Origin of the sequence: Micromonospora sp. NPDC049051 (genome assembly GCF_043197575.1) — a bacterium.
Lineage (GTDB): Bacteria > Actinomycetota > Actinomycetes > Mycobacteriales > Micromonosporaceae > Micromonospora.
In genome coordinates, this window is the sequence record NZ_JBICTL010000004.1 from 108,045 (window position 1) to 120,627 (window position 12,583).

General features: G+C 74.9%; 11 protein-coding genes. 6 read left to right on the top strand and 5 right to left on the bottom strand.

Annotation, left to right across the window (positions count from 1 at the left end; translation table 11 throughout):
- Nucleotides 1-44 precede the first annotated feature (44 nt).
- From ACGFIR_RS17170 to groL, 3 genes are all read left to right on the top strand, one after another.
- The gene (locus tag ACGFIR_RS17170) at nucleotides 45-248 is read left to right on the top strand and encodes a cold-shock protein (protein ID WP_121656584.1); all 204 of its coding nucleotides are present in this window, start codon (nucleotides 45-47) and stop codon (nucleotides 246-248) included.
- 307 nt (nucleotides 249-555) lie between these two features.
- A complete protein-coding gene (locus tag ACGFIR_RS17175) occupies nucleotides 556-1,596 on the top strand; it encodes a hypothetical protein (RefSeq protein WP_393145941.1) in 1,041 nt (346 codons plus the stop codon).
- A gap of 274 nt (nucleotides 1,597-1,870) precedes the next feature.
- Nucleotides 1,871-3,493, top strand: a complete 1,623-nt coding sequence (gene groL, locus ACGFIR_RS17180; RefSeq protein ID WP_392998082.1) for a chaperonin GroEL — start codon at nucleotides 1,871-1,873, stop codon at nucleotides 3,491-3,493.
- A gap of 57 nt (nucleotides 3,494-3,550) precedes the next feature.
- Here groL and ACGFIR_RS17185 read toward each other — a convergent pair whose 3' ends face one another.
- The 3 genes from ACGFIR_RS17185 to ACGFIR_RS17195 all read right to left on the bottom strand — a co-directional run bounded on the left by ACGFIR_RS17185 (nucleotide 3,551) and on the right by ACGFIR_RS17195 (nucleotide 7,345).
- Nucleotides 3,551-3,748, bottom strand: coding sequence for a hypothetical protein (locus ACGFIR_RS17185; RefSeq protein WP_392998083.1), 198 nt, complete (start codon nucleotides 3,746-3,748; stop codon nucleotides 3,551-3,553).
- 80 nt (nucleotides 3,749-3,828) lie between these two features.
- Nucleotides 3,829-4,755 carry a GNAT family N-acetyltransferase gene (locus ACGFIR_RS17190; protein ID WP_393145943.1) on the bottom strand — a complete coding sequence of 309 codons (927 nt, stop codon included), beginning with the start codon at nucleotides 4,753-4,755 and terminating at the stop codon, nucleotides 3,829-3,831.
- Nucleotides 4,756-4,801: 46 nt separating this feature from the next.
- Complete coding sequence (locus ACGFIR_RS17195) at nucleotides 4,802-7,345, bottom strand: S8 family serine peptidase (protein ID WP_393145945.1); 2,544 nt, start codon at nucleotides 7,343-7,345, stop codon at nucleotides 4,802-4,804.
- Nucleotides 7,346-7,422: 77 nt separating this feature from the next.
- Here ACGFIR_RS17195 and ACGFIR_RS17200 point away from each other — a divergent pair, with 77 nt between their 5' ends.
- Nucleotides 7,423-9,240, top strand: a complete 1,818-nt coding sequence (locus tag ACGFIR_RS17200; RefSeq protein WP_393146588.1) for a glycerol-3-phosphate dehydrogenase/oxidase — start codon at nucleotides 7,423-7,425, stop codon at nucleotides 9,238-9,240.
- An 89-nt stretch (nucleotides 9,241-9,329) separates the two neighbouring features.
- Nucleotides 9,330-9,854, top strand: coding sequence for a hypothetical protein (locus ACGFIR_RS17205; RefSeq protein WP_392998086.1), 525 nt, complete (start codon nucleotides 9,330-9,332; stop codon nucleotides 9,852-9,854).
- Between the two features lie 82 nt (nucleotides 9,855-9,936).
- On the opposite strand, the gene ACGFIR_RS17210 is transcribed toward ACGFIR_RS17205, so the two are convergent.
- On the bottom strand, nucleotides 9,937-11,337 hold the full coding sequence (locus ACGFIR_RS17210; RefSeq protein ID WP_393145947.1) for an FAD-binding oxidoreductase: 1,401 nt from the start codon (nucleotides 11,335-11,337) through the stop codon (nucleotides 9,937-9,939).
- A gap of 67 nt (nucleotides 11,338-11,404) precedes the next feature.
- On the opposite strand from ACGFIR_RS17210, the gene ACGFIR_RS17215 reads away from it, so the two are divergent.
- Nucleotides 11,405-11,809: a DUF4031 domain-containing protein gene (locus tag ACGFIR_RS17215; RefSeq protein WP_393145949.1), complete on the top strand. Its 405-nt coding sequence runs from the start codon at nucleotides 11,405-11,407 to the stop codon at nucleotides 11,807-11,809.
- 71 nt (nucleotides 11,810-11,880) lie between these two features.
- On the opposite strand, the gene ACGFIR_RS17220 is transcribed toward ACGFIR_RS17215, so the two are convergent.
- The gene (locus ACGFIR_RS17220; RefSeq protein WP_393145951.1) at nucleotides 11,881-12,522 is read right to left on the bottom strand and encodes a metal-dependent phosphohydrolase; all 642 of its coding nucleotides are present in this window, start codon (nucleotides 12,520-12,522) and stop codon (nucleotides 11,881-11,883) included.
- Between the last annotated feature and the right edge of the window lie 61 nt (nucleotides 12,523-12,583).

Sequence of the window (12,583 nt, forward strand, 5' to 3'; positions counted from 1 at the left end):
GCCTCCGGGGTCGTGAAACGCTGCGCAGAGTGAGGAAGTGCACCGTGGCACAGGGCACCGTGAAGTGGTTCAACTCCGAAAAGGGCTACGGCTTCATCGCCGTCGACGGCGGGCAGGACGTCTTCGTCCATTTCTCGGCGATCGAGATGGACGGCTACAAGGCGCTGGACGACGGCCAGCGGGTCGAGTTCGAGGTCGCCCAGGGCCAGAAGGGCCCTCAGGCCGAGCGCGTACGCGTCATCGCCTGACCGCGCACTCCTCCGCCCACGCGTCGGTCGCCTGCGCCCCTCCCCGGCCATCGGTCCCGGGATGTCCGGCGGGTGACCCGGCGGTGCCGTCCGGTTCGGCGGGCCGATCGTGCCGGGCAGCGGTGTCGCGGTGGGGCGGGCTCCGGTGCGGTTGCGCCGGCAGGGGAGGATCGTGAGCCGTTCCAGCCATCGCTGAGGAGGGTTCATGTCCGACCAGCCGCCCCAGGCCGTGCCGTCTCCGGGAGATCCGAATGCCGGAGGGCCGGCCGTCCCGGCTCCGGACAGTTCCGTGGCCCCGGGTGGTCCGGTGGCCCCGGATGGTCCCGTGGCCCCGGGCGGCGGTGTGCCGGCCGGCCCGCAGCCGCCGCAGGACTGGGTCTTCCCGCCCACCGGCGGGTACCCGGTCGGCGCCGGCCCGTACGGCGGGCAGCCCTGGTACCCGGGTGCCCCGGTCGCCTACCCCGGGCAGCCCGTCCACGGCTGGCACCCGCCGGCGTACGGCCTCGACCCGGCCGACCCGCTCGTCACCCCGCCCGGCGCCGGCGTCAACGGCTGGTTCAACCGGTGCGTCGGCGCCGTACGCCGGGGCTGGCGGCTGTTGCTGCCGATCCTGCTGCTCACGCAGGTGCTGCCGGCGGCCGTGGTCTCGGTGCTCTCGCTGGTCGTCGACCCCACCGCGCGGTGGGACCAGGCGATGGCCGAGGAGCCCACCACGCTGCCCGACACCTTCGTGACCGACCTGGGCGTCATGCTCTCCGTGGTGCTCGGCAGCGCCCTCGTCTTCGGCCTGGTGCAGAGCCTGGGCTGGGCGGCCGGCACCTGGGTGGTCACCCGGCAGGCGGCCGGCGAGTCGGTGAGCATGGGCGCGGCGCTGTCCCACGGGGCGCGCCGGGCACTGGGCCTGTGGGGCTGGACCCTGCTGATGAGCGTGATCATCGGCCTCGGCGTCTGCTTCTGCGTCATCCCCGGCATCTACTTCGCCTTCGCGCTCAGCATGGCCGGCCCGGTCTACCTCTTCGAGCGGCAGCACCCGATCGGCCGCTCCTTCCGGATGTTCCACGACCGCCTCGGCCTGCTGCTCGGCCGGGTGGCGCTGGTGGCGGCGGCGGTGATCATCGGCGGCGGGGCCGCCGGCATGGTGGAGGGCATCGGCACGCTGCCGTTCGGCACCACCCCGCTGGACTCGCCCGGCACGGCGGTCGGCGTGCTGGTGGTGACGCTGCTGGGCGCGGTGCTGGCCCTGCCCACCCACCTCGCCCAGCTGGTCGGGCTGGTTGTCACGTACGCCGAGCAACGTGCCCACGAGGGGCCGGTGGACAGCGCGCGGCTGGCCGGCGAACTCGGCTGACCGGGCCCATCGTGCTTGCACTCGGCAGGGGAGAGTGCTAAACAAGTCATTGGCACTCGCACACCGCGAGTGCCAATGGTCGGGGCGGTAGGGCCACGGTCGCAGCGGCGTCCAGACGCGGTTGCGGCACATGGCCGGTCGTCGCGGGCTATCCGGCCCGGCCGAGGAGACGTCGTCGTCGCCAGGTGGCGACGTCCCAAGGTGCGTACACCAGGCGGCCCATCCGGGACACACACTCCGGGTGGCCCGTGAGTGTCCAGGAGGACAACGCCGTATGGCCAAGATGATCGCGTTCGACGAAGAGGCTCGCCGCGGCCTCGAGCGGGGCATGAACCAGCTCGCCGACGCCGTGAAGGTGACCCTCGGCCCCAAGGGCCGCAACGTCGTGCTGGAGAAGAAGTGGGGTGCCCCCACCATCACCAACGATGGTGTGAGCATCGCCAAGGAGATCGAGCTCGAGGACCCCTACGAGAAGATCGGCGCCGAGCTGGTCAAGGAGGTCGCGAAGAAGACCGACGACGTCGCCGGTGACGGCACGACGACGGCGACCGTCCTGGCCCAGGCCCTGGTCCGCGAGGGCCTGCGCAACGTGGCCGCCGGTGCCAACCCGATGGCCCTGAAGCGGGGCATCGAGGCCGCCGTGGCCAGCGTCTCGGAGGAGCTGCTCAAGCTCGCCAAGGACGTCGAGACCAAGGAGCAGATCGCCTCCACCGCCTCCATCTCCGCCGGTGACAACACCGTCGGCGAGATCATCGCCGAGGCGATGGACAAGGTGGGCAAGGAAGGCGTCATCACCGTCGAGGAGAGCAACACCTTCGGGCTGGAGCTGGAGCTCACCGAGGGTATGCGCTTCGACAAGGGCTACATCTCGGCCTACTTCATGACCGACCCGGAGCGCATGGAGGCCGTCTTCGACGACCCCTACCTCCTGATCGTCAACAGCAAGATCTCGTCGGTGAAGGACCTGCTCCCGATCCTGGAGAAGGTCATGCAGTCGGGCAAGCCGCTGCTGATCATCGCCGAGGACATCGAGGGCGAGGCCCTGGCCACCCTGGTCGTCAACAAGGTCCGGGGCACCTTCAAGTCGGTCGCCGTCAAGGCGCCGGGCTTCGGTGACCGCCGCAAGGCCATGCTGGCCGACATCGCCATCCTCACCGGTGGCCAGGTCATCAGCGAGGAGGTCGGCCTCAAGCTGGACGCCGTCGGCCTCGACATGCTGGGCCGCGCCCGCAAGGTCGTGGTGACCAAGGACGAGACCACCATCGTCGACGGTGCCGGCGACGCCGAGCAGATCCAGGGCCGGGTCAACCAGATCCGGGCCGAGATCGACAAGAGCGACTCCGACTACGACCGCGAGAAGCTGCAGGAGCGGCTGGCCAAGCTGGCCGGCGGCGTCGCGGTGATCAAGGTCGGCGCGGCCACCGAGGTCGAGCTGAAGGAGCGCAAGCACCGCATCGAGGACGCCGTCCGCAACGCGAAGGCCGCCGTCGAGGAGGGCATCGTCCCGGGTGGTGGCGTCGCGCTGGTGCAGGCCGGCAAGACCGCCTTCGACAAGCTGGACCTGGCCGGCGACGAGGCGACCGGCGCGCAGATCGTCAAGATCGCGCTGGACGCCCCGCTGCGGCAGATCGCCGTCAACGCCGGCCTCGAGGGTGGCGTCGTCGTCGAGCACGTCCGCAACCTCAACCCGGGTCACGGCCTCAACGCCGCCAACGGCGAGTACGTCGACCTGCTGGCCGCGGGCATCATCGACCCGGCCAAGGTGACCCGGTCGGCGCTGCAGAACGCCTCGTCGATCGCGGCGCTCTTCCTCACCACCGAGGCCGTCGTGGCGGACAAGCCGGAGAAGACCCCGGCCGCCCCGGCTGGTCCGGGTGGCGGGGAGATGGACTTCTGAGTCCAGCTTCATACGCCGGAAGGGGCGGGCCGCGTCAGCGGTCCGCCCCTTCCGCTGTCACGTCGGCAGTGGCCGTTGGTTGCGCCTCCGCTGCGCCCCGTCGTACGGCTGCGGGACCGGTACCGGCTCGTCGACCAGCGTCACCGGCTCGTCGGCCGGTTCGTCGACGCCGGCCATCTCCGCCTGCTGCTCGGCGTCGCCGTAGTCGAGCCGGTCGAACGGCAACGGGCCGGGGCGTTCGTCGTCCGTAATCATGGCTGCCTCCTCTACCGAAACGGTAGGGCGCGACGATCACCGATACGGGCGAATGGCGCTACATCCCGTTCGCCCTGTTGTCAGTCCCCGAGCGCCCTGCGGTACAGGAAGAAGACGCGCTCGATCCGGGCGCCCGCGCTGCCCGAGTAGAACGGGACCGGCCCGACCCAGCCGATCTGCGCCGCCGTCACCCCCGCCGCCCGCTGGTCGCGCAGGCACCGGCGCAGCAGCACCCCGCCGATCCCCGAGCCCTCGGCCGCCGGGGCGGTGCCCATCGGGCCGAACCAGCTCGGCCGGGACGACCCGTACGCGGCGAAACCGAGCACCGTGCCGTCGCGCTCGGCCAGGTGGCAGCCGGCCCTCTCCCGGCCGACCGAGCCGGCCAACTCGGCGTCCCAGGCCCCGCCGAACGTGGCACGGGCGAACTCGGCCAGCGCCGGCAGGTCGCCCGCCGCGGCACGGCGGACCGTCACCCCCTGCCCGGCCAGCCGCGCCTCCGCGGGCTCCGTCGGGCGCAGGGCGGGCGAGCCGTCGTACGACAGGTCGGCCGTCATGTTCCACGCCGTCCGGTCCTGCCGGTAGCCGAGCGCCAGCGCGGCGCAGATCGCCGGCGTGTAGCGCACGTCGATGCCGGGCCAGGCGTAGTAGGGCGGGTTGCCGGCGAGCAGCACCTCCACCGCGCCGAGGCCGGCGAGGGTCCGCTCGGCGTACGACAGCAGTGCCCGCCCCACGCCCCGTCGCCGGTGGGCGGGGTCCACCGCCACCAGATCCACGTGCCCCAGCCGGGCGTCCCGGGCGGCTACGGAACAGACCAGCACCCCGACCAGCTCCGCCCCCCGGTACGCGCCCAGCGCGACCACCGGCCGGTCGACGACCGCCCGGGTCCAGAGCGCGTCCACGACCTCCGGCGCCTCGGCCGCGTCCTCCGGCAGGTCCAGCGCCCGGCGGCACAGCTCCACCACGTCGGGCGTCCGGTCGGCGGTCAGCTCGACGATCTCCGTCTCCATGGCCGCCGACCATAGATCACCGGATGCGGGGGGAGGCAAGACCCGCTCACCCCTTGGCCGTCCGCACCGCCGCATAGGCGTCGACCAGGCCGGCGCCGGTGATGTTCCGGTCGCCCCCGCACGTCTGCGTCGCCGACGCGTACGTGGCACCGGCAGGGGTCGCGGTGTCCCGCAGGATCTGCCGGGTGCGGGGCAGGTCGCCGACCAGCGTCGGGTCGGCCGACCACATCAACGCCACCACGCCGGCCACCTGCGGGGTCGCCATCGAGGTGCCGCTCAGGGTGGCGTACCCGCCGCCCGGCATCGCCGACAGCACCTCGTCGCCCGGCGCGACCAGGTCCGGCTTGGCCGCCCCCGGCACCGGGCCCCGCGACGAGAACAGGGTCACCCGGCGCTGCCGGTCCACCGCCCCGACGGTCAGCACGTCCGCGTACGGGGCGGGCGGGTCGGCGATCGAGCCGCAGTACGGGCCGGTGTTGCCGGCGGCGGCCACGACCAGGATGCCGGCGGCGGCCAGGGCGGCGGTCGCCGGCCGGAGCACGCCCGGGTCGCAGCCCTCGATCGGCGGGCAGCCCCACGAGTTGGTGAGGATGTGCGGGGCGCGCGCCGGGCGGCCGTCGGTGAACGGGTCCCCGCCCGGCGGGAAGGGCGCGAGCATGAACTGGAGGCAGTCCAGGTAGTACGCGGGGTTGCCGAGGTTGCGGTCCAGGTTGACGCAGCCGACCCAGCCGGCGCCCGGGGCCACTCCGACGCCGTCCCGGCCCACCGCGCTGCCCGTCGTGTGGGTGCCGTGGCCGCCCTCGTCGGTCGGCCGGCGGGTGCCGTTCCACGGGTCGTACCAGGAGTCGTCGCCGCCCCGGAAGCCGCCCGCCAGCGCGGGGTGTCCACCGTCCACGCCCGAGTCCGAGCTGCCCACCACGATCCCGGAGCCGTCCACCCCGAGCTGGGACCAGACCCGGTCGGCACCGATCATCCGGACGTTCCACTCCGGGCCGGCCGGCGCCGGTGCGGTGCCACGCGTGCGGCCGGCCGGGGCGGGCAGCGGTCGCAGCCGCTGGCTGACCAGCACCCGGGCCACCTCCGGCCGGCGCGACAACCAGGCCCGTACCGCCGGGCCGCCGTCCACCTCGACCGCGTTCACCAGGTAGTAGGGGGTGTGGTCGAGACGTAGCCGGCGCAGGTCGCGGCGCAGGTCGGCCTGGGTCCGCCCGGCGGTGGCGACCAGCCGCCGGTGGACCTCGGCGACCCGGGCGTCCCGGCCGGCCCGGCCGGTCGTCGCCGGGACGCCGGTGAGGTCGGCCTGCTCGCGCAGCACCACGAACAGCCGCTCGCCGTGCAGGCCGGGCTGGCCGGCGCCGACGGCCACCGCACCGACCACGACCAGCAGGACGCCGGCGGTCACCCCGGCGACCCGTCGGCTCGGCCGCCGAGGCCGGGTCAGCAGCACGCCGTACGCCACGGCGAGGATGGCCGCGACGGCGAGCCCGGCGCCGGCCGCGACCGCCACCCAGAACGGCACGTCGCGGGTGCCGGCCAGGACGAGGCTGATCTCCTCGGGATCGGTGAAGGCCAGCGGGCCGAGTACGGCGAGCCCGACCAGCCAACGGGTCGCGGGGCCCACGGCACCCGGAACTGCCCGCCCGCCCGACTCTCGGGCCGCGACGTCCGGCTCCCGGTCTGCGACGCCCGACTCCCGGTCTGCGACGTCCGGCTCCCGGTCTGCGGCGTCCGGCTCCCGGCCAGCGGCGTCCGGCTCACGGGCCGCGGCGCGCAGGGCCGCCAGCGCGAAGCCGGCCGGCGGCAGGGTCAGCAACAGGGGCAGTTGGGCCCCGGACTGCCCGACCCCGGCGGCGATCAGCAGCAGCGCGACCCCGGCGACCAGCCCGCCGACCAGCACCAGCCGGGCCGGCCGGGGTGGCTCGCCGACGGCGAAGCGGGACCAGAAGGCGCCGTCGAGCAGCGCCCCGGCCAGCACGCCCAGCGCGGCGGCGGCGACCCCGGCGAGCACCGTCTCCAGCAGTCCGCCGAGCGCTCCCAGCCAGACCCAGGGCAGCAGCAGCGCCAGTCCGCCGGCCACCCCGAGCAGCGTGGCGGCCGGCGCGGACCCCTGGGGCGTCGGGACGGGCCCGCGGGGCGTCGGGACGGGCCCGCGACGGGCCAGCGCCCGTAGGACGAGGGCGGCCAGCGCGGCCGTGGCGGCCAGCGCGGCGAGGTAGGCCTCCTGGTGCACCGGCGGGATCGCCCGGAGCAGCCCCAGCGCGCCGAGCACGAGCGTCGCCGCCAGCCAGACCCGGCCGGCGGCGCGGACCGCCACCGAGCGGGGCAGCAGGGCGAGCGCCAGGGCGGGCGCGCCGACCAGCAGCACGGTGAACAGCACCGTCACCGGCCAGAGCCAGGCCACGCGGTCCAGCCCGGAGAGCAGTACGACCTGGTCGGCCAGCCAGCCGCCGAGCTGCCCGACGACCACGAGCCCGACCGCCCAGCAGCCGGTCACCACCGCCGCGACCACCGGCCAGGGACCCGGCCGCCCCGGCGGGACCGGGGGGCGGGGGACGGGTTGACCGGCGGGGAACGGGGGACCGACCTCCATCCTGTGACAGTACGGCGCGGACGCCGTGTGCCGCCCGGGACGGCGACCGTTACCGTGGACGGGTGCGTGACCCCAACGTGTCCCGAACGACAGCCGGTCAGCTCTCCCCCGAGCGCCGGGCCGCGGATCTGCGCCGCCTGCGGGCCGAACGCTTCGACGTGCTGGTCATCGGCGGTGGTGCGACCGGGGCGGGCGCCGCCCTGGACGCGGCCTCGCGGGGGTTGAAGGTGGCGCTGGTGGAGGCGCGCGACTACGCCGCCGGCACCTCCAGCCGCTCCAGCAAGCTCATCCACGGGGGCCTGCGCTACCTGGAGCAGCTGGAGTTCCACCTGGTGCACGAGGCGCTCACCGAGCGGGGACTGCTCGCCACCCGGCTCGCCCCGCACCTGGTCCGCCCGGTGCCCATCCTGGTTCCGCTGCCCGACGGGCGGGGCGTGCGCGGCCTGCCCGCCCGCGCCTTGCGCCGCTCCTACTACGGCGCCGGCGTGGCGGCCTACGACGCCTTCGCCGGGGTGTTCGGTGGCGGGCGCGGCATGCCGTTGCACCGGCACCTGACCCGCGAGGGCGCCCGCCGGGTCTTCCCCAGCCTGCGCGCCGACGCGGTGGCCGGCGCGATCCGCTACTACGACGGGCAGGTCGACGACGCACGGCTGGTGGTGACCCTGGCCCGCACGGCGGCCAGCCTCGGCGCGACCGTGGTGAACAGCACCCGGGCGGTCGGGCTGATCCGGCAGGCCCGCGAGGTCACCGGCGTCCGGGTCCGCGACCTGGAGGCGCCGCCCGGCTCCCCGGACGCCGAGTTCGAGGTACGCGCCCGCACCGTCATCGCCGCCACCGGCGTGTGGAGCGACGACATGTCCCGGATGCTGAACGACGTCGGGCTGCGCCCCGGCATCCGCGTCCGGGCGTCCAAGGGCGTGCACCTCGTGGTGCCCCGCTCGGCGATCACCGGCGAGGCCGGGCTGATCCTGCGTACGGCCACCAGCGTGCTCTTCGTCATCCCGTGGGGCGGGCACTGGATCATCGGCACCACCGACACCGACTGGCGGCTGGACCGGTCCCACCCGGCGGCCTCCGCGCGGGACATCGACTACCTGCTGGAGCAGGTCAACACGGTGCTCGACCGGCCGCTCACGACGGCCGACATCGAGGGGGTCTACGCCGGGCTGCGCCCGCTGCTGGCCGGCGAGGCCGACTCCACCTCCAAGCTCTCCCGCGAGCACGCCGTCTTCGAGCCGATGCTCGGTCTGCTGCTGGTGGCCGGCGGCAAGTACACGACGTACCGGGTGATGGCCTCCGACGTGGTCGACCGCGCCGCCCACCGGCTCGGTGCCGTACGCCCCTCCCGCACCGCCGACCTGCCGCTGCTGGGTGCCGACGGCTACGCCGCGATGTGGCGGGACCGGGCGGACCTGGCCCGCCGCCACGGGGTGCCGGCCGGGGTGGTCGAACACCTGCTGGAGCGCTACGGCACCCTCACCCGCGACCTGCTCGCGCTGATCGACGCGGACCCGCTGCTCGCCTCCCCGCTGGCCGGCGCCCCGGAGTACCTGGCCGCCGAGGTGACGTACGCGGCCCGGGCCGAGGGGGCGCTGCACCTGGAGGACGTGCTGACCCGGCGTACCCGGATCTCCTTCGAGACGGCGCACCGGGGCCTGGAGTCGGCGGGCCACGCGGCCGAGCTGATGGGCGCGGTGCTCGGCTGGGACGAGGCCACCCGGGCCCGCGAGGTGGCGCACTACCGCGCCCGGGTGGAGGCGGAACGCCAGTCCCAGCTGATGCCCGACGACGCCACCGCCGACGCCGCCCGGCTCGGCGCGCCCGACGTACGGGGTTTCGCGGCGGACCGCGGGGCGGACGACGACCAGGCCGAACTGCCGTCCTCGTCCCGCTGATCGACCCGCCCCCGGTCACCCCCTAGGTTCGGTGTCCCACCCCGGCGAGCGGTTACGGCCGTCACCTGCGGTGGGATAGGTTCCGGCCCGTGCCCTCCGTCTCCTGGTCGCGCCCGTTCCGCCTGTGCGTCGTCGCCCTGGCGGTCGCCGCCCTCGCCGGCTGCGCGCTGCCCGGACGCGCCGACGACGGCCGCGCGCCGGCCCTCAGCGGGCGGTCGCAACCGGGGCCCGGTGGCGCGACGACGACCGGTGAGGGCGAGGTCAGCCTCCTCCAGCGGGTCGGCGCGAACGGTCCGCTGCGTAAGCTCACCGTGGGACCGGACGGCAGGTGGGAGTGCGTCGACTGCGCCGGCGACGGCGTGACGTCGACCGGCGTGCTGGGCCCGGAGCACGTCGCCCGGCTCCAGGGGCTGCTCGCCGACCCGGGGCTGGCGGCGGAGACCGACCAGGCCCGGCGCTACCAGGTCACCTGCATCGACGCGTTGACCTCCAGCCTGCTCACCTCGGCCGGCCTCGTCACGTCGCAGGACTGCCCGGGTGAGGAGCACCCGCCGATCGCCCACGAGATCCTGCTGCTGCTCACCCAGGCCACCCCGGCCGAGATGACCGCTTGACGGCCGTGCCCGTCAGCGGGCCCATCGTGGCCGGGCCGCCGCTCGGGGACGACGGGAGACGACCGCTTGACGGCTGGGCCCGTCAGAGGACCTTGCCGGGGTTGAGCAGGCCGGCGGGGTCGAGGGCGGTCTTGATGGCCTGGTGCACCCGCATGCCGACGGGGCCGATCTCGCGGGCGAGCCAGTCGCGTTTGAGTAGGCCGACGCCGTGTTCGCCGGTGCAGGTGCCGCCGAGTTCGAGGCCGAGGCGCATGATCTCGTCGAAGGCGCGTCGGCCGCGTTCGAGGCTGGTCGGGTCGGCGCGGTCCACCACGATGTTCGGGTGCATGTTGCCGTCCCCGGCGTGACCCACCACGCCGATCGTCACGTCGCACTCGGCCGCGATCCGTGCGACCCCGTCGAGCAGCGCCGCCAACGCCGCCCGGGGCACCGCCACGTCGTCGATGACCAGGCCGCCGTTGCCGCCCGGGAAGGTCTCCGCCGCGAACTTCTCCATCGCCGGGTGCGCCAGCCGGCGGGCCTGCAACAGGGCCGCCGCCTCCACGGCGTCGGTGGCCGTGTAGACCTCGTCGGCGCCGGCCGCCGCGCAGACGGCGGCCAGGCCGGCCAGGTCGTCGGCCGCGCGGGCGCCGGTGTCGGCGGCGGCCAGCAGCAGCGCCTGCGCGTCGGTGCGCAGCCCCATCGGCCGGTACGCCTCGATCGCCCGCAGGTGCGTCCGGTCGAGCAGCTCCAGCAGGCTGGGGGAGAGGCCCCGGGCGGCGATCTCGGCGACGGCAGCCCCGGCGGCGGCGGTGGTGGGGAAGACCGCCACCATGGTCAGCGACTCCGGCGGCGCCGGCCGCAGCGCCACCGTCACCTCCGTGATCACACCGAGCGTGCCCTCGGAACCCACGAAGAGCCGCGTCAGGTCGTAACCCGCAACCCCCTTGGCGGTACGCCGACCCGTACGCAACACCTCACCCGAGGCCAGCACCACCTCCAGACCCAACACGTACTCGGTCGTGACCCCGTACTTCACGCAGCACATGCCGCCCGCGTTGGTCGCGACGTTCCCACCGATCGTGGAGGACTCCCACGATCCCGGATCCGGCGGATACCACAGGCCCTGTTTCGCCACCGCCGCCGACAACGCCGCGTTCACCACGCCCGGCTGCACCACCGCGATCCGGCTCACCGCATCGATCTCCAGCACGGCATCCATCGCCACCATGCTCACCACCACCGCACCGTCGACCGCGTTCGCCGCGCCTGCCAGCCCGGTACGCGCCCCCTGCGGCACCACCGGCACCCCGTACCGCCCCGCGACCCTCACCACCTCGACCACATCGGCCGTACCGCGGGGGCGGACCACCACCAGGGGCGTACCGGAGGCGCAGAGGTCGGCCTCGTCCCGCTCGTGCATCCGCAGCAGGTCCGGGTCGGTCAGTACGGCGTCGTCGCCGAGCGCCGCCCGCAGGTCGTCGAGGAGGGGGGATCCGGGCATGTCGCCGAGGCTACGGTCGGTGCCGCGTGATCACCAACAGGTCCGCGGGGCGGGTAGTTTGGCCGACATGCTCTACGTGGACCGGCCCGCCTGGCCGTGGCGGGGGCGGCTCTGGTCCCACCTGATCAGCGACGTCTCGCCCGCCGAGCTGCATGTCTTCGCCGAGGCGCTGGGCGTGCCCCGCCGGGGGTTCGACCGGGACCACTACGACATCCCCGCCGACCGCTTCGCCGTGGCGGTCTGGCTGGGCGCCCGGGTGGTGCCGAGCCGCGAGCTGGTGCGCCTGCTCCAGCAGGCCGGCCTGCGCCGCCCCAAGCACCTGACCCGCCCACCCCGCCCCGCCGCGCCCCCAACCCACCCCGCCCTCCCCGCCCACCCTGCCCCCGACCTCCGCCCACCCCGCGTCGATCATGCAGTTGTGGTCCCCACAGAAGCCGCTGAGCGGCGCTTTTCGCCCACCACAACTCCATGATCGACACGTGCGTGCGGGCGGGCGGGCGCGGGGCCGAGGGCAGGGCAGAGCAGGGCAGAGGGTAGGCGGGGTCAGGGGAGGGGGAGGGCGGACAGCTCGCGGGTCAGGTTGGCGCGGGCCGGGGACTCCCAGCGCCGCGCCAGCGGCGGCAGCCGGAACAGCGCAGGCAGGTCGAGCAGCCCGGCCAGCACCCGGGCTCGGCCCGCCCGGAAGGCAGGCTCAGGCACGTGCGCGTACTCCCGGCGGACCGCCGCGGCGTAGCGGTCGTACGCCTCGGGCGGCGCGGCCAGGATCGCGAGGTCGGCGTCGCAGAGCAGCGCCCCGTCGACGTCGCCCGGGTCCACGGCGTGCCCGGCGGTGAGCAGCACCAGCCGGCGTACCTCCGCCACGGCGTCGGCCGGCAGGCCCGCCCGGCCGAGCAGCGTGCCGGCGAGCGCCGCGCTGTCGCGCTCGTTGGCGTCGCCCCCGGCGCGCGGATCGTAGACGGCGTCGTGGCACCAGGCCGCGAGGCGCACCAGGTCCGGCCGCCGGGCGGCCGACGCGTGCGCGTCGACGACGTCGAGGACGGCCGTCAGGTGGTCGGTGTCGTGGTAGTGCCGGTGCGGCTCCCGCCAGCGGGCCAGCAGGTCCGTGCCGGCCCGGGTCAGCTCCGCGACGTCGGTCGCCCCGGCCCCCCGAGCCGCGGCCTGCCACCGGTGGAGAAGGTCAACCATCCGACCGAGTCTGCCGTACGGCAGCCAGTGCGAGGATTCACCCGGCCGGGTGCGGGTAGTC

Bases quoted from the DNA above. Each gene is read 5' to 3' on its own strand.
- ACGFIR_RS17190 (WP_393145943.1), bottom strand. From the start codon at position 4,755: ATGGAGACGGAGATCGTCGAGCTGACCGCCGACCGGACGCCCGACGTG.
- ACGFIR_RS17220 (WP_393145951.1), bottom strand. From the start codon at position 12,522: ATGGTTGACCTTCTCCACCGGTGGCAGGCCGCGGCTCGGGGGGCCGGG.
- ACGFIR_RS17215 (WP_393145949.1), top strand. From the start codon at position 11,405: ATGCTCTACGTGGACCGGCCCGCCTGGCCGTGGCGGGGGCGGCTCTGG.
- groL (WP_392998082.1), top strand. From the start codon at position 1,871: ATGGCCAAGATGATCGCGTTCGACGAAGAGGCTCGCCGCGGCCTCGAG.
- ACGFIR_RS17185 (WP_392998083.1), bottom strand. From the start codon at position 3,748: ATGATTACGGACGACGAACGCCCCGGCCCGTTGCCGTTCGACCGGCTC.
- ACGFIR_RS17210 (WP_393145947.1), bottom strand. From the start codon at position 11,337: ATGCCCGGATCCCCCCTCCTCGACGACCTGCGGGCGGCGCTCGGCGAC.
- ACGFIR_RS17195 (WP_393145945.1), bottom strand. From the start codon at position 7,345: ATGGAGGTCGGTCCCCCGTTCCCCGCCGGTCAACCCGTCCCCCGCCCC.